Source organism: Shewanella sp. SP1S1-7, from assembly GCF_031932105.1.
In the GTDB taxonomy this organism is placed as follows: Bacteria; Pseudomonadota; Gammaproteobacteria; order Enterobacterales; family Shewanellaceae; genus Shewanella; species Shewanella baltica.
Genome location: NZ_JAUOEU010000048.1, coordinates 1 through 17,113, shown reverse-complemented (window position 1 = coordinate 17,113; position 17,113 = coordinate 1). Strand labels below are relative to the sequence as shown.

Genomic DNA, 17,113 nt, shown 5'->3' with positions numbered 1-17,113 from the left:
CCTGTGGCGACAAGTTTAACTGTGACGTTAGAGGAAGATAGTTCTGTGGCTATCACCCTTGCGGCAGAGGATGTGGATAATGATCCGCTCACCTATGAAGTGGTGAGTCAGCCAGAATCCGGCACCTTAGAGCAACATGGCACTGTTTGGTTATATACCCCTGAGAAGGATTTCACTGGAACAGACGTGTTTAGCTTTATTGCTAAGGATGCCGAGCTGAGTTCAGAGCCTGCAACTGTCACGATTAACGTCACACCAGTGAATGATGATCCGCAGGCGGTTGATGACGACTACACATTAACAAGTACCGCCAACGATATTTATGCGCTTGCGGTGCTCGCGAACGATGTTGATGTCGATGGTGATACCTTAACGATTGATGGTGCGGCTGCGGATATCGGCAGTGTGCAAATCACCAGTGAGGGCTTGAGCTTTACTGCGCCTGAAGCGTATGTCGGGCCTGTGGCGCTTCGCTATACCATCAGTGATGGTAACAAGGGGCGTGCAAGTGCCAAAGTGAATGTATTGATTGAAGGCGCGGAGTCGGAAAATCAGCCAGTGATCACTTTGCCTGACGATGTTGATGTGAATGCGACGGGCCTATTTACTCGCGTTAAACTTGGTTTCGCGAAAGCGGTCGATCGTAATGGTCATCCATTGCCAGTTTCTCTAGTGAATAAGAGTCTGTTCTTTGCACCAGGCAGCTACTTAGCTTACTGGCAAGCTGTAGATCGCGATGGTAATAAGGCGATCAAGGCTCAAAAAGTGAAAGTACATCCACTGATTTCCTTGAGTAAAGATCAGCTTGTGGGTGAGGGCAATGAGGTAGTGGTGAGTGTGCACCTTAATGGCGTCGCACCCGTATATCCACTTTCTGTGCCTTATACCGTTTCAGGCTCTGCAGGTAGCAGCGATCATGATTTGGTTGATGGGGTGGTCGAGGTGACATCGGGTCAACAAGCTGAGATCCGCTTTAGAACCTTTGAAGATGGTGAGGTCGAAGGGGATGAGGATGTGCTGATTAGTCTAGACCCAAGCTTGAATTTGGGCAGTAAGCAGCAAACTCAGGTGCTCATCACTGAAGCGAATATTGCGCCTAAGGTGACGTTGGATGTTACCCAAGCGGGAGCGCACCAATTTATCGTGGCGCAAAATGGCGGTGATGTTCGCATTAATGCTGATATCAGTGATGCCAATATACAGGACAGCCTAGCGTCAACATGGGCAAGCGGTTCGCTGAACTTACAATCCGATGATGCGGGTATGTTCTTCTCTCCAGTCTCTGTCCTGCCGGGCATTTATCCTGTGAGTGTGACGGTCACTGATAATGGTTTGCCAGCGCTGTCTACCACAGAGAAAGTCTACATTGTGGTGCGTTCAAGCTTACCTGTATTGACTGGCGCAGACACGGACGGTGATTTGATCCCTGATGTTCAAGAAGGCTTTACCGATACGGATGGTGACGGTATTCCTGATTATTTGGATGCGGTCAACGACTGTAACATTATGCCTGAAGGTGAATTGCAGCCTGTGTACTTCTTAGCTGAGGGTCAGGCTGGCGTGTGCTTACGCTTAGGTAATATTGCACTGATGCAAGAGCAAAGTGGTATTCAACTATTACCTGATCTTGTCCCAGAAGACAGCATAGCGGCCAATGTCGGCGGTATTTTTGACTTCATCGCGACGGGATTGCCACAACAAGGGCAGAGTTACAGTCTGGTGATACCACAACGTTCGCCAGTTCCTGCCAATGCGGTATATCGTAAGTATCAAGCCCAAAATGGTTGGAAGGATTTTGTGATTGATACGCGCAATAGTGTCGCCAGTAGTGAAGGTGAGCGTGGTTTCTGTCCTCCACCGGGAGACAGTCGTTGGACTTCTGGATTAACTGAAGGCCATTGGTGTGTGCAGTTAACCATAGAAGATGGTGGACCAAACGATGACGATGGCGTCGCTAACCGTACTATCGTCGATCCAAGTGGCGTGTCCGTGATACTCAATGGCAACCATTTACCGGTGGCGAACCCAGATACGGCCTCTTTACCTTGGAATCAGAGCCTCGATGTTGATGTGCTCGCCAATGATACCGATGGTGATGGTGATGCCTTGACAGTTACACAAGTGACTAGCGAGTTTGGTACCGCCGTCATCTTGGCTAATCAGCAGCTGAGTTACACGCCAGCAACCGATTTCATCGGTACGGATGTGCTGGTGTATAGCATTACCGATGGAAAAGGTGGCACTGCGAGTAGTGAGTTGACTGTGGTAGTGAGTGGCAATACCGCGCCAACGACAGTCAACGACAGCGCCGCAACCGACGACAGAACGAGCTTGCTACTCGATGTGTTGAGTAATGACAGCGATCCAGATGGCAATGCTTTAACCTTAGTCAGCGCAACCGCGCAGCAAGGGACAGTATCCATTGAGACTAACAAGCTGCGTTATATCCCTAAAACAGGATTCGATGGTGTCGATACTGTGAGCTATCGGATTAGTGATGGGCTGGGTGGTGAGGCAATAGGACAAGTGTTGATTACTGTTAAAGCCTATCAAGAAGTGGTGATTGATAACAAATCGGGTGGAGGTAGTATGGCCTTGTGGGCATTAGGCTTGATCGTTGCGACGGGTTTAATTCGCCGCCGTGAATTACATAAAGTGGTCTTGGGTGCTGTGTTGCTCGCCAGCACAGTGACTCAAGCGAATTCCGCTGATAACTGGTATGTCGAGGGCTTTGTCGGCCAAGCTCAGGTTGATAGCGGCAGACGAGAGTTACAGTCTGACGCTGCAGCTGGCGTAGTGACATCGGTTGATGACAAGGATACTGCGTTTGGCTTAAGTGTGGGTTATCAATGGACTCCCATGGTGGCAATCGAATTAGGCTATGCCGACTTTGGTGATGGGCGTGCGCGGATTGAGGGCGCAAGTCTGATTCCGGCGCAATATCATGAGCAGGTCAAAGCCGTGACGCCAGTACTGGCTGATGGCGTGATGTTGGGATTACGTTTTACCTTACTGCAGCATGATGCTTGGCGGTTTGAAGTACCTATCGGATTATTTCGATGGCAAGCGGATATCAGTAGCACTATGGGCAATAGCCGTTTAACCACAGAACTCGATGGCACTGATTGGTATGCCGGTGTGCGGTTTAGCTATCAAGTGAGCGACGCTTGGTCAGTTGGCTTGGGGTATCAGTATGTGGATATCGAGCCGAATGACTTCCTCAGTTACCAGCTCAATCTACGTTATCAATTTTAAGCGTTAGCATATCAAAAGGGGCATTCGCCCCTTTTTACTCTCTAATAGAAACATCATATTTGAGAATATTTTGAAGGTGTTCACTTAAGGCTGGGCTTGGTTTGTGATGCATATCGCAAAGGATTTGTGGCTTACCCTTAGGAGCATGTAACAAATTCAGGTTGTAGATTAAAGACAGGATAGTAAGATTGTCACTTATCTTATTTAATTTATCGCTTTTTTATCTAGAGGCAGTTATGTCGCAGCGGCAGAATAAGCCGGAAATATTGCATACCGAAGTTGTCGCGAAAAGCCGATTATTTCAAATTGAGCAAGTGCATCTTAAGTTCTCAAATGGTGTCGAACGCCAATACGAGCGTATGAAAGGCGGTAGTCGTGGCGCTGTGATGATAGTGCCTATTCATCAAGGGCAAATGCTACTGGCACGCGAATATGCAGCCGGAACCGATAATTACGAGCTCGGGTTTCCTAAAGGTCTTATCGACCCTGGTGAATCGCCAGTCGAAGCGGCTAACCGTGAATTGCAGGAAGAAATTGGCTTTGGGGCGAATAAGCTCACGCTATTGAAAGAACTTAGCCTAGCGCCAGGTTATTTCTCTAGTAAGATGCAAATTTTTCTTGCAGAAGATCTGTATGAGAGTCGCCTTGAAGGTGATGAACCGGAACCCATTGATGTGGTGCCTTGGGCGCTCGCCGATTGGGAGGCCCTGCTCGATGATGTCGATTTTTCCGAATCCCGTAGTGTGAGTGCGTTGTTTTTAGCGCAAAAGTATTTATACCTTAAATAATCTTTTTCCTTTTAAGCGTTCAAAGCTGAAACGCTTGCAAAACATTCGCGAACTTTGCGATTGGAGTTGTTATGAAGCCAGAAGAGTTGATCGACGAAGTTATTGCGATTGCGACCGATGCAGGGATAACTATCCGTGACATTTATCTCAAAGGTAATTTTGAGCGAGAAATGAAGTCTGACAATACCCCTGTCACTTCCGCAGATTTAGCGGCGAACCAGATCATTTGTGACCGATTAACTGCTTTAACGCCTGATATTCCTGTGTTATCTGAAGAGGCGGCCGATATTCCTCTGAGCGTGCGTGAATCTTGGAAGCGCTATTGGTTGGTCGATCCACTTGATGGCACGGGTGAGTTTATTGCTGGCAGTGGTGATTTCTCGGTGATTATTGCACTCGTTGAGCACAATCGTCCCGTGATGGGCGTAGTGTATGTGCCTATGACGCAAGTGTGTTATTACGCGATTGCAGGTTTAGGGGCATACAAACGCACGGATAAACAGGAAGTGCGGATCAGCAGCCGCCAAATCGAGCACCGTGAAAAGGTATCCCTAAGATTAGCCGTAAGTCGCCGTCAGGACCCTCAATCTGTGTTGACCCTATTCAACCATCCCAAACACTGCGAGTTAGTCGTTATGGGGGGGGCAGCGTTAAAGAGTTGTCTTGTCGCCGAAGGTCGAGCCGATTGTTATGTGCGAGTTGGCCCAACGGGCGAGTGGGATACGGGAGCGGCGCAAATTATCGTCGAGGAAGCGGGTGGACAGTTGATGGATACTGAGCTGCAACCATTAACCTACAATGAGCGCGAGACGTTAGAAAACCCTAACTTTATCGTAGTGGGCGCACCCAACTTAGAGTGGGATAAGATTTTAATAGGTGAATGATTTTCGAATGCAGTCTATACGTCCGGTATTAAAGACAGAGTTATTAGCGGTTTATCAGCTTGAGCAAGCCATTTTTGGTGAGCATAGTTATCCCGATTTTTTCTTCCGTCAGGGATTTGATTGCTGGCCAGAGCAATTTTTAGTGGCGGTGGATGAAGATAATCTTCTGCAAGGTTATTTGCTCTGTGCCCAGAGTGGCGATCCTACTTGTAGGTGGATTTTATCTGTTGCCGTAAGTGAAGATGCTCGTGGAAAGGGATTCGGCAAACGTTTGATGCAGCAGTGTTTAGCTGAGTTACCCGCCGCTGTTGAGCGGGTGTGTTTAACGGTTGACCCGAGTAATCCTGCCCATGGCTTATATCAGCATTTAGGTTTCGTTGATTCGGCTTTTGAGGCCGATTATTTTGGCGCTGGTGCAGATAGAGTGGTGATGACTTATCGCAGGCCTTAAATTCCATGGTCACTTTTAATTAAAAACACCTTTGAATTAAGAATGATTTTTAAACCAAAATAATGGACGGCGTGCTGACTGAGTGCGCCGTTTTTTATGCTATTTTGTGTGGTGTAATCCCACATATATAGTTCAGTTTTACTGAGTGAATCGATTTCGAGCGTCTATCTTTATTTATCATTCTCAATGATATCCTTCACTATTTATCCGCGACTGTACGTAAAACAAACTTATTTTGAACGTTGTTTTTTATTTTGACTGCTGTTAGTCTCTTGCTATCCAACAGGGAGTGAGACCTATGGCCAGACGAAAAGAACACAGCCATGATGAAATTCGCGCTATGGCAATACAAGCGGCAACTGAGTTATTGACCGAACAAGGTGTTGTAGGGCTGAGCTTACGCAAAGTGGCTAGCCAAATTGGCTATGTCCCTAGCACCTTGATCAATATTTTCGGCAGCTATAACTATTTGTTGCTGGCGGTTTCTGAGGCAACGCTTAGGACTTTACACGATCGATTAGCGGGTGTGTGTGCTGCCGACAGTTTGCGTAAAATCATTGCAATGGCGTGGGAGTATAGTCAGTTTGCCAATGAGCAGCGGCAAGCTTTCAAGTTGGTTTTTGAGCTGCAATTACTCGATTCTGAGCCTTTGCCGGCATCACAAGGGCAATTGATTGCAGGGTTATTCATACTGATTGAACGTGAGTTAGCGCAGATCTTCCCTGAGGCGACTCCGGAGCAGCATCTCATTATGAGCCGTGTGTTGTGGGGTGGAATTCATGGACTAACTGCTTTATCCCTCGATAATAAGCTCTTTGCTGAATCGTTATCACTGCGGGATTTACTCGAGAGCCATGTGCAGGCTTATCTACAAGGAATGGGTTACCAGAGGGAACTATCATGCTGCTAACAAAACGTTTTTTACCTTATTTTGCGACTCAGTGCTTAGGCGCATTGAATGACAACATTTATAAAAATGTGTTGCTGCTATTAGTGACTTTCAGTCAAGTCAAAGACTTGCCCATAAGCGTCGATATGTTTGTGAATTTGGCTGCTGGAGTGTTTATCCTGCCGTTTTTCCTGTTTTCGGCCCACGCAGGTGTGGTTGCCGATAATATGGATAAGGCCAAACTTATCCGTCGATTGAAATTACTCGAAGTTATTATCATGTCCTGTGCCGCTATCGCGATAGTGAGTGAGAACTACATGATGATGTTATTACTGTTATTTTTAACAGGTAGTCAGTCGGCTTATTTCGGCCCGGTCAAATATTCCTTGTTACCCCAAGCGTTGAAAGAGGACGAGTTAGTCACAGGCAATGCGTGGGTTGAAATGGGCACTTTTCTCTCTATTCTGGTCGGCACGTTAAGTGCGGGGATCTTAGTTTCTGAAGTCAACGGTACGCTTTGGGCTGCCATTACCGTTGCCGTATTGGCCTTAGCAGGCTACCTATCGAGTCGAGCTATTCCTGCTTTACCACCGCAGGGCGTTATCGAAAAAATACGTTTCAGACCGTTATCAGGCACTTGGCGTAGCATCAAAAAAGCCCGTCAAACACCTTCAATCTGGATGGCTATCCTCGCTATCAGTTGGTTTTGGTTTTTAGGTGCGACCTATCTGACCCAATTCCCTAACTTTGCCAAGCTGCACCTGCATTCTGGTGCGACTGTGGTGTCGTTATTGTTGGGCATGTTTTCCATCGGAATCGCTGTTGGCTCCTTCGTCTGTGAACGTTTTTCCTACGGCCATGTGGAACTCGGTTTGCTGCCATTCGGGGTATTGGGATTAACTATCTTTGGTGTCGATTTGCTTTGGGCGATTCCACCTGTGCCAGTGGATGCTGGTTTTGTCTATGGATTAAAAGCCTTTATTGCCGAGTCGCAACATTATCGGGTGATGCTAGATTTCTTTATGATCGGCGTTAGCGGCGGCTTGTTTATCGTCCCCTTATACGCCTTTATTCAGTCCCGTTCGGCCAAGGGCGAATGTGCTCAGGCGATTGCTGCCAATAACATTATGAACTCTCTGTTTATGGTGGCTTCGGCGCTGTTATCTATCTTGCTGCTTGGCGTTGCGGGTTGGACGATTCCGCAGTTATTCCTACTGCTTGCCGTGATGAACTTTGTCGTCGCTCTCTATGTTTATTCACAAGTGCCAGAATTTACTCAGCGATTTATCAGTTACTTATTGAGTCATGTTATGTACCGCGTGACTGTAACTGGCCGTGAAAAAATTCCGAAGGAAGGGGCTGGCATCATAGTCTGTAACCATGTGAGTTATGTGGATGCATTGATTATTATGGGGGCATCGACACGGCCGATCCGCTTTGTGATGGATAAATCCATTAGCGAAATTCCTCTGCTGAAGTATGTGTTCCGCCACGCTGGGGTGATCCCTATTTGTTCGCCTAAGCAAAGTGAAGAGACCTATAATCTTGCTTTCGAGGCGATTCATGCGGCGCTCGCCAATGGCGAGTTGGTGTGTATTTTCCCTGAGGGTCGACTCACTCCTGACGGTGAATTAGGTGAATTCCGTCCCGGTATCGATAAAATCCTCGCCAGAGATCCCGTCCCTGTGGTGCCTATGGCATTACACGGATTATGGGGTTCTTACTTTAGCCACAAGGGCGGGCATGCCTTAGCTAAAATGCCCAAGCGTTTTTGGTCAAGGGTGTCGGTGGATATTGCGGTTCCTATCGTGGACGTTTCCGCTAATCGTGAAAATTTGCGACATCAAGTTGCAAACCTACTTGTTGAACGAAATGAAGCCGTGTTGTAATTGGTATGCTTTAACAAATTTACAAAATAATAACTTATATACTCTGGAGTTTGGTCATGGGAAAAGGATGTTATGCCAGTGCACTAGTGTTATTGCTTGGTGGATGTGGAGGTTCGGGTGATTCAAGTGGTGGGGATTCTGGTGATTCGGGTACAACACCAGCTAGATTGGTTATGGATGTGCAGAGCGTTGCAAGCAAATGCAATGTAAAAGAAAAAATGGCAGGTGCCGATGTTATTATTCACCGACAAGACGGCCATATTCTCGGCACTTATAAGAGTGATGGGCAGGGACATGTCGATATACCCTGGACAAGCGAAGCATCACATTTAACAGTTGCAGCAAAAGAGTTTCGTAATGGTCAGTCAACTTGGAGCATCCGTACGGATTTAGCCGCTAAAGCTGGCGACTATGGCATTTATGCTTTCACAGATGAAAATTTAAATAGCCAATGTGACTGTAGTGATGTGAATTTTGATCTTAGTGAAATTGAAGCTGTATATAGTGACTACCAGCTATATGGTAATAACTCATTTTTGGACTCACATTCTAACAATTCTTCATTACGCCTGTGTAAGCAGGACGATAAGTTTGCACCAGTGAATATGGTGTTAGTTCCTAGCCAGAGTGGTGTTACGGCTTATGCTGCTAGCATAGATATAAATACACTAGATTTATCGCAAGCAGTACCTATATCGAGTAGTGAATTTGAAGGTACTCATCATGAAGGGACTCCGTTAAATGTTGATGTGAATACCAATGATTATTCGCTAAGGAGTTACTCTGAAACTGAATTTGGTCGCCAAAACTGGGTAGAATGGCCGACGAAAGAAGTGCAATTATTTCCCGCGATTTTTGATCGCAATTTAGTTTACGCATCACAGTGGATTGCCCTTGGTGCGAATGAGGCTGGCTACATAAATTATTCGGCAATAACACGTAGGGCTGTTACTGATCCTTCTAAGAGTTTGAGCTTGAATTTACCGTTAAATGAAAACCAAATGCTGGATGAAACGACACGTTTAATCACTACTATTAATAATGGTGGTAGTGCAAATTATGACTACAGTTTCAACAATGCCCATATGCAAGCGATGCAAATCACCATAGGACAAGATGGCTATGCGAATTGGGCTATTTCGGCTTCATTAAAGGGGTCAATTCCGGATTTAGATTTGCCCATACACTTACAAACAGCATTTGATGGAATAACAATTCCTATGATGAGTTTGTATGTCTGGGGGTATGAAGGAATGACAGGGCTATATGATTTCCGTGCCGAGCTCAGTAAATCGAGCCGTAGCACGGGTAATATTCGCTCGGCTAAATTCGATAATTATAACTATGAAGCCATTACGATTTTTGCAAATTAATTTTTAGCGTACTCGCCGCACAGTTATTGTGCGGCTTTTCTATCACTCTTATAGTTATCCAACCATTCATGCATGGCCTGATGTGAGCCCTTAAAGAGGATCTGTTCGGATTTTTTTTGTAACTGGTATTCGTACATTGGGTCATAATATTTGTGCAGCAGCACTGCTATCCATGCTAAATGCAGAGAAGTGTCATTTTGATGGAGTTGCTGGGTTAATGCCTGTTGCATCATATCCTGTAGTTCTTGATGTTGTTTACCACCTAAGCGTTTACGAATGCTCACTAAACTCTGTAACAGGTACTGGCTAAAGGCGGCGAATCCCGCTTCAGCGCCTAAGCGATCACAGAATCCCCTATGCATTTTGTGCACATACTCATTGAGTAGCCGCTGCAGCCTGAAGTCGTCCGCCTCCTCTAATACCAGCACATCAGCGGTCTGCATCGCAGTATAAAATGTCTGCGGCAGCGCCGAGCGCCCAATCAGGAAGCTTTCATCTTCGAGCAGTAAACAGGCAGCGTTACTCGTTTGATGCTGTAGCAAGGCAATGGCGAGTTGATTTTCAAAGTTAATCTGCGTTGGCTGTGGGTCGATATTTTTCCCAAAGCTAGAGCCTCTATGATTGGCTATCCCTTCAAGATCGACCGCTTCTTTACGTTTTAATAGAAAATCAGTTTTACCGCAGCCCGTCATCCCGCTCAAACTTAATAACGGTTGCTGAGTTGGTGCCGCTTCAATCACGCCAATAAGATATTGGCGCATGGCCTTATAGCCACCTTGAATATAGGGGACTTCGATCCCCGCTTCTTTAAGCCATTGTTGAGTGAGTTGCGAGCGTAAGCCGCCACGAAAGCAATAAAGGTAGGCGTTGGGGTTGGCTCTCACATAGCTTACCCAAGCCTCGATTCTCTGTTGCTTGATGGGGCCATTAACCAGTGAATGACCCAATGCAATCGCGGCTTGCTGACCTGATTGCTTATAACAAGTGCCGACTTTTTCCCTTTCACTATCCAGCATCAAGGGTAAGTTGGTCGAGTTGGGAAACGCCCCTCGAGTAAACTCTATAGGCGCTCGCACATCCATTATGGGATGTTGGTTGAGGAAAATTTCCCGATATTGCTCTGCGGCTACAATAGCGCTTGGCATCAGCACAACACCACATTCGCTGCAGTGGTGGGGGCTTCCAGTGACCCAATGCAAATTGGGGCGATGTGATGCGCATCGAGAAGGGCAATCAATTCCGCTTCGGCTTCGGCCGAGACGGCAACTAACAGGCCACCACTGGTTTGTGGATCGCACAGTATCGCTTTTTGATGCTCGCTGAGCTCGGGGAGATGCTCGCCATAACTGTCGTAATTTCGGTGAGTCCCGCCAGGAACGCAATCTAAGGCTAAGTAATCTAAAGCGCGTGGCAGTAACGGCACCGCATCAAATTTGAGTTTTGCCGTGAGCTTGGCACCTTGGCACATTTCGAGTAAGTGTCCCGCCAGTCCAAATCCTGTGACATCGGTCAGGGCGTTTACACCGCTAATTTTGGCAATGGTGGTGCCTATAGTATTCAGCTGGCACATGGCATTGACCGCAATGAGACTGTCTTCATCTTTGAGCTTTTTCTGTTTCTGCGCTGTGGTTAAAATGCCAATGCCGATAGGTTTAGTGAGATATAAACGATCGCCAGCTTTAGCAGTATCATTCTGTTTTAAATCACTTAAGGCAATTTGCCCGGTAACCGCGAGGCCAAAAATCGGTTCGGGTGCATCTATGCTATGACCACCGGCTAGCATGATCCCCGCTTCCATACAGGCTTGTCTGCCGCCATCGACCACTTGTTGTGCAACTTCTGCGGGTAGCTTATTGATTGGCCAGCCTAAAATAGCGATCGCCATGATAGGTGTGCCGCCCATGGCATAAATATCACTGATTGCATTGGTGGCAGCGATGCGGCCAAAGGTGAAGGGATCGTCAACAATCGGCATGAAAAAATCGGTAGTGCTGATGATGCCTATGTCGTCATTGAGTTTATACACAGCGGCATCGTCACGGCTCTGATTGCCGACTAACAGATTAGGATCGGTAAACACGGGTAATTGCGAGGCTAAGATAGTGCTGAGCACCTTAGGGGATATCTTGCAGCCACAACCTGCACCATGACTATATTCTGTTAGTTTGATTGATTCTGGGAGTATAACTGGGGAATCTGACATGATCTTAACAGCCTATTTAAGTGATTAAGGCATCATCATAATCAGATACGGCCACCATGCAAGGTAGCCGTATGACTTTCGGGCAGAATTGTGGTTTAGCTATAAGTTGCGGTTAGGCTGCGCCAATGTTTTTGCTGGACTAAAAAACGCGCCTTTAGCTCTTCAACTTGCTGCAATAGCTGCTGATCGACAAGTTGCTTGCGTTTGGCCTCAAGCAAGGTTTTCTGTGCTTGGTAGTAATCCATTAAGTGCAGTTTGAGTAATTCATACTCAGCTTGGACTTTTTCAATAATTTCATCGGCATTGGGTAAGTGCACGACTTTGTTCTTGGTCCGCAGCAGCTGCATCTGCAAGCGTGCGCTCTCGATACGTTCCTGTGGACTCGTACGCAAGTCCTTGGCTAACCCCAACCAAGATAATGACTTAATCAACCATTTGGTTGGATCGTAGTGCCACCATTTAATGCCATTACGATAGTCATTTTCGAAGATGTGATGGAAATTATGGTAGCCCTCACCGTAGGTCAGCATGGCGAGAAAGCCATTATCGCGGGCGGTGTTCTTATCGGTATAAGGCTGGCTGCCCCACACGTGCGCTAAAGAGTTGATGAAGAAAGTGCAGTGATGCACCACCACTAAACGCAGTAAACCCGCCATCAATAACATAGACAGCACGTCGCCATTTAACCAGCCGAGCAGGGCAGGCAGTCCAATGTTCATCAGCAATACAAGTGCGAGGTAATGTTTGTGTTGCCACATAACGATACGGTCATTTTGCAGATCGCGCACATTTTGATAATCATGATAGCGTTGCGACTGATACTCTCGCAGCATCCAACCTATATGGCTGTACCAGAATCCCATGTTGGCTGAGTACGGATCTTTGTCGTTATCATCGACGTGCTTATGGTGCACTCTGTGATCGGATGCCCAGTGTAATGCACTGTTTTGTAATGCTAAAGCGCCACCGAGTGCATACATAAACCGCACGGCTGAATGGGCTTTATAGGCCTTGTGTGACCATAGTCTGTGATAACCTGCGGTGATCGACAGACCACTGGCAAAGGCTAAGACAATAAAAGCGATCCATTCACTAGCACCATAGCCGTGAACAATACCGCGCCATGGAACTAAGATCACCGCACTGAGGAAAGTGATGGCAAACAGACTGACATTAAGCCAGATGATAGGGGGGTTTTTCATTATAGGTTTCCAAAATTCGCTTTTGAGCGTACATCTGTAAGCTAATTTAGCTTAGCTATATTGTTTGGTCAAGGACGATGGGGCTGTGTTTAATGCCTAAAAGCGGTATTATCGCGTCATTACATTCAGTTAGCGGATTTAAGAATGGGTATTCGAGCACAGCAAAAAGAGAAAACTCGTCGAGCTTTAGTCGATGCGGCCTTTAATCAGCTAAGTGCTGAGCGCAGTTTCTCAAGTCTGAGTTTGCGAGAGGTTGCTCGGGAAGCCAATATTGCGCCGACATCTTTTTATCGCCATTTTAAAGATATGAACGAACTCGGTCTCACTATGGTAGACGAGGGCGGATTAACACTCAGGCAGATGATGCGAAAAGGCCGTCAGCGAGCCGAAGCCGGTGGCAGTGTGATCCGTATTTCTGTTGATACTTTTATGGAAGTGCTTGATTCTAATCCAAACGTATTCCGTATCTTATTGCATGAACGTTCAGGAACCTCCGCAGCGTTCCGTGCGGCGGTTGCCCGCGAAATTGAACATTTTATTTCTGAATTGGCTCACTATACCGAAGCGAAAGCTGGCCGAACTCCGTTATTAGCTCGGGCACAGGCCGAAGCCTTAGTAACTTTAGTGTTTAACGCCGGCGCTTCAGCGTTAGATATGAAACGCGCAGATCGTAAAATCCTTGCCGATCAATTAGTCATGCAATTGCGTATGGTCGCCAAAGGCGCCGAGGCTTTGCAGCACAAAGTTGAGCACCGCTAACTGAGTGACCTGCACATCAGTTGCTAAAAATAATGGAGCCTGAGGCTCCATTATTTTTAGCGAATTTATGTTTGAGTTCTAGCTAAGTTTAACTGCTATGCAGTCGAGCTTAATGCATTTGAGGTGACTAACGACGCTCTAGCAGTACACCTGTTTCCATATGGTCGGTATAAGGGAACTGATCGAACAGGGCAAAACGGGTGACTTTATGGGTCTGATTTAATTGCTGCAAATTGTCTTTTAAGGTTTCTGGGTTGCAGGATATATATAAAATCCGCTCATAACCTTGAACTAACGCCAACGTATCAGGATCAATCCCTGCGCGTGGTGGGTCGACAAAAATGGTGTTGCACACATAGCTGTCGAGATCGATACCTTCTAAACGTCTGAAGCTGCGTTTCTTCGCCATGGCATCGCTAAAGTCTTCAGCCGACATGCGAATAATCTGCAGATTCTCAATACCATTCACTTCGATATTGTATTGCGCCGCATCGACTGAGGGCTTAGCGAGTTCGGTGGCCAATACGCGATTAAAGTTTTGCGCCAGTGCGATAGAGAAATTGCCATTACCACAGTAGAGCTCGAGTAAATCACCCTGACTGTTCTGAGTCGCATCGATAGCCCACTCCAACATTTTTACGGAAACTTTGGCATTCGGTTGAGTAAAGCTGTTCTCGATTTGCTTATATAAGAAGGTTTTATCATTCACTTGTAATGACTCGACCACAAAGTCTTTATCTAAATCGATTTTCTGCTTACGGGCACGGCCGATGATGTTGACATTAAACTGGCTGCTTAACTTGGCTTTTAGTGCAGTCGCATCGGCGCGCCATTGGTCATCAAGCTGTCTGTGATAAAGCAAGGACACTAAGATCTCGCCGCTTAAGGTCGACAAAAAATCCACTTGGAACAGTTTATGTCTTAGACTAGGATTCGGTTTTAGTTCGGCGATTAAGGCCGACATCATTTGATTGATGAGCACGCTGGCTGGCAAGTATTGATCGCATCGCACTTTCTCATTCAATACTTTATCGAACATGTAATAGTATAAGTCGTCACCGTCATGCCACATGCGGAATTCGGCACGCATTCGGTAGTTGGCAGGCTCTGAGGCAAAAACTTCAACACTCGGTGTTTCAAATTGGGCAAAGGCTTGTTCTAGCTTGATACGCTTGTGTTCTAACTGCATATCATAAGTCTGAGGGTCCATTGCTGCTAAGTTCATTGTTTGATTCACCGTTGCTGTAAATTGGGGCGCAAATATTATACTAGGTGACACGAATGTCCAGCATCTTGCTTTTGCTGTTTATGCAAAGCTGTGGGAAAATCCGCGCGCTTGAGTGTGATTCTATGGATATTCAATGAGTATTTGGTTGGATTCATTCAGTCATCAAACATCGAATCAGTTAATGTTGTAATGCGTTCAATCTGTATAGCCATTTTGTTATAACCGAAACGGGAGACCCGCTTGTCGCGACCTATATTAGTGTTTGATTCAGGGATTGGTGGCCTATCCGTATTGGCTGAAATCCGCAGGAGTTTGCCCCATAGCGACTATTGTTATCTTTTCGACAATGCTAGGTTGCCCTATGGCGAGTTAGAAGAGCAGGTATTAATTGCTGGCTGTGTCGCATTAGTATGTGATCTTGTAGCTCGCACCAATGCAATGATAGTGGTCGTCGCCTGCAATACCGCGAGCACTGTTGTGCTACCGGCATTACGTGCAAACCTCAGTATTCCTGTTGTGGGCGTTGTACCCGCTATCAAACCCGCGGCACAGATGTCTAAGAGTAAACGTATTGGACTCTTGGCTACCCCTGGCACAGTTAAGCGTCATTATACCCATGAGCTTATCAGCCAATTTGCCGATGATTGCCATGTCGAACTTTTTGGTTGTTCTGAACTCGTCATGATGGCGGAGCAGAAAATAGCGACAGGTGAAATGGACATGCACAGACTGGCAGATTTACTCGCGCCAGTCGTTGCCGCGCAATTGGACGTGCTCGTACTGGGTTGTACTCACTTCCCTATGATCCAAGCTGAATTACAACAAGTGCTCGGTGCGGGCGTAACGCTAATGGATTCTGGCGCTGCGATAGCTAAGCGAGTCGTGACTCTTTTAACGCAACAGAATCTTATTGTGGAGGAGCGCAGAGTAACAAATGAGAGAGAAACATTAGGGGAGTCAGCAATGCAGGCGTTCTATACTAAAGCGGAAATCAGTGAAGGCTTAACAACAACATTAATTGATTGTGGCTTTTCAACTATCGAACGAATCACCACAACCAACTAAATTTACAACGTCAAACAAAACAGTTTAAACGGCAATACTACTCGTCAGTACCAGTACGGTCGGCAGCTTCCGAATCTTGTGTTTTTGCTTCTCTTACTTTTAAGGTTCTTTCTTGGAAGCTATAGTCATTCAGTTTAACCATGGCTTTCTGAGCGCCAGATTCTGACATCTCCACAAAACCAAAACCTTTACGACGACCAGTCTTACGATCTCTGACTAAACGCACAGAGTTTACTGGGCCAAACTCACCAAACAATACTTTTACTTCACCTTCATGGACACGATAAGGCAGGTTACCTACATATAAGGTCATAGTAGGACCAACATATTGTTCTTCTGTAGCATGAGATGATGAAGTCTCTGGAACAAGTTTAAAGATAAGGCTAGTCACAATAACGCCTGCAACGAAGGCAATATAAGCCGGCAGCGTAGGTGCAAACTGAAATAGCACAAAGGCGCCAACAATGGCGACAATCAAAACAATAAGAAATGACTTTTGCATAAGAATGCTCTCTGATGAATGGAAAATTGATAAATAACTGTTAACAGCAAGTATATGGTAATGAATTATTTACTTTTACACTAGACCATTGCTGAAATATTGAGCGTGAATTATCAATTATTAGATAAAAAAGCTGACTTATCTCCGATAAATAAGGTCTACAAGCTAAAAAATGGTCATAACGTTTAAAATATCGACGTACGATTCAATGATCGCTAAAAAGCCCTTGCGGACTTTCTCAATCTCCCTATAATGCGCATCCACTGACACGGCAGACAGCGTAACGCAAGTTAAGCAAAGAAAGCCAAGCAGTTCATCGGTTAGCGAGCTAAACGATGAGTGTTGAGAAAGTTGAAAAAACTACTTGACGCACTAACGGGAATGCGTAGAATACGCAGCCCTGACCTGCTGAAAACTCAGTGTGTGGTCAACGCTCTTTAACAATTTATCAAGCAAATCTGTGTGGACACTCACAGGTGTTGAGTTAATCGAAACTGCTTAACCTTCGGGTTGGCAGTCAAAAATTTAAATCAACCAATTCTTTCACGAGAGTGATGAGTGTTCATAGCAATATGTACAAAGACTTACTACTTATTTTCGAATAAATAGGAGTCGAACAGAATTC

Annotated in this window: 14 protein-coding genes; 9 read left to right on the top strand and 5 right to left on the bottom strand. The window is 46.0% G+C overall.

The genetic code is table 11. The annotated features are described in order from the left end of the window. The 7 genes from Q4Q49_RS21475 to Q4Q49_RS21445 form a co-directional block, all read left to right on the top strand. A partial coding sequence (locus Q4Q49_RS21475; RefSeq protein ID WP_312000398.1) for an Ig-like domain-containing protein occupies nt 1-3,255 on the top strand: 3,255 nt, incomplete at its 5' end. A gap of 236 nt (nt 3,256-3,491) precedes the next feature. Continuing rightward, entirely contained in the window at nt 3,492-4,043 is a 552-nt protein-coding gene (gene nudE / locus Q4Q49_RS21470; protein WP_106651723.1) for an ADP compounds hydrolase NudE, read from the top strand. A 71-nt stretch (nt 4,044-4,114) separates the two neighbouring features. Continuing rightward, the gene (cysQ, locus tag Q4Q49_RS21465; RefSeq protein WP_106648480.1) at nt 4,115-4,927 is read left to right on the top strand and encodes a 3'(2'),5'-bisphosphate nucleotidase CysQ; all 813 of its coding nucleotides are present in this window, start codon (nt 4,115-4,117) and stop codon (nt 4,925-4,927) included. Between the two features lie 7 nt (nt 4,928-4,934). Then, a complete protein-coding gene (locus Q4Q49_RS21460; protein ID WP_312000396.1) occupies nt 4,935-5,378 on the top strand; it encodes an N-acetyltransferase in 444 nt (147 codons plus the stop codon). Between the two features lie 298 nt (nt 5,379-5,676). Beyond that, nucleotides 5,677-6,288: a TetR/AcrR family transcriptional regulator gene (locus Q4Q49_RS21455; RefSeq protein WP_300482629.1), complete on the top strand. Its 612-nt coding sequence runs from the start codon at nt 5,677-5,679 to the stop codon at nt 6,286-6,288. Continuing rightward, nucleotides 6,279-8,156, top strand: a complete 1,878-nt coding sequence (locus Q4Q49_RS21450) for an MFS transporter (RefSeq protein ID WP_312000395.1) — start codon at nt 6,279-6,281, stop codon at nt 8,154-8,156. Before Q4Q49_RS21455 ends, Q4Q49_RS21450 begins: the two co-directional genes overlap by 10 nt. A gap of 56 nt (nt 8,157-8,212) precedes the next feature. Then, a complete protein-coding gene (locus Q4Q49_RS21445) occupies nt 8,213-9,529 on the top strand; it encodes a hypothetical protein (RefSeq protein WP_263170283.1) in 1,317 nt (438 codons plus the stop codon). 23 nt (nt 9,530-9,552) lie between these two features. On the opposite strand, the gene mnmH is transcribed toward Q4Q49_RS21445, so the two are convergent. From mnmH to Q4Q49_RS21430, 3 genes are all read right to left on the bottom strand, one after another. Beyond that, entirely contained in the window at nt 9,553-10,674 is a 1,122-nt protein-coding gene (mnmH, locus tag Q4Q49_RS21440) for a tRNA 2-selenouridine(34) synthase MnmH (RefSeq protein WP_312000394.1), read from the bottom strand. Continuing rightward, on the bottom strand, nt 10,674-11,732 hold the full coding sequence (selD, locus tag Q4Q49_RS21435; protein WP_259564262.1) for a selenide, water dikinase SelD: 1,059 nt from the start codon (nt 11,730-11,732) through the stop codon (nt 10,674-10,676). The genes mnmH and selD overlap by 1 nt, the downstream gene beginning before the upstream one ends. Before the next feature lie 95 nt (nt 11,733-11,827). Beyond that, nucleotides 11,828-12,934: a fatty acid desaturase gene (locus tag Q4Q49_RS21430; RefSeq protein WP_312000393.1), complete on the bottom strand. Its 1,107-nt coding sequence runs from the start codon at nt 12,932-12,934 to the stop codon at nt 11,828-11,830. Nucleotides 12,935-13,078: 144 nt separating this feature from the next. On the opposite strand from Q4Q49_RS21430, the gene fabR reads away from it, so the two are divergent. Further along, nucleotides 13,079-13,693 carry an HTH-type transcriptional repressor FabR gene (gene fabR / locus Q4Q49_RS21425; RefSeq protein WP_006083621.1) on the top strand — a complete coding sequence of 205 codons (615 nt, stop codon included), beginning with the start codon at nt 13,079-13,081 and terminating at the stop codon, nt 13,691-13,693. 127 nt (nt 13,694-13,820) lie between these two features. Here the strand turns inward: fabR and trmA are convergent, their stop codons facing one another. Continuing rightward, nucleotides 13,821-14,918, bottom strand: coding sequence for a tRNA (uridine(54)-C5)-methyltransferase TrmA (gene trmA / locus Q4Q49_RS21420; RefSeq protein WP_312000392.1), 1,098 nt, complete (start codon nt 14,916-14,918; stop codon nt 13,821-13,823). Nucleotides 14,919-15,161: 243 nt separating this feature from the next. Here trmA and murI point away from each other — a divergent pair, with 243 nt between their 5' ends. Beyond that, nucleotides 15,162-15,986: a glutamate racemase gene (gene murI / locus Q4Q49_RS21415; RefSeq protein ID WP_312000391.1), complete on the top strand. Its 825-nt coding sequence runs from the start codon at nt 15,162-15,164 to the stop codon at nt 15,984-15,986. A 37-nt stretch (nt 15,987-16,023) separates the two neighbouring features. Here the strand turns inward: murI and Q4Q49_RS21410 are convergent, their stop codons facing one another. After that, entirely contained in the window at nt 16,024-16,488 is a 465-nt protein-coding gene (locus Q4Q49_RS21410; RefSeq protein WP_006083618.1) for an RNA-binding protein, read from the bottom strand. Between the last annotated feature and the right edge of the window lie 625 nt (nt 16,489-17,113).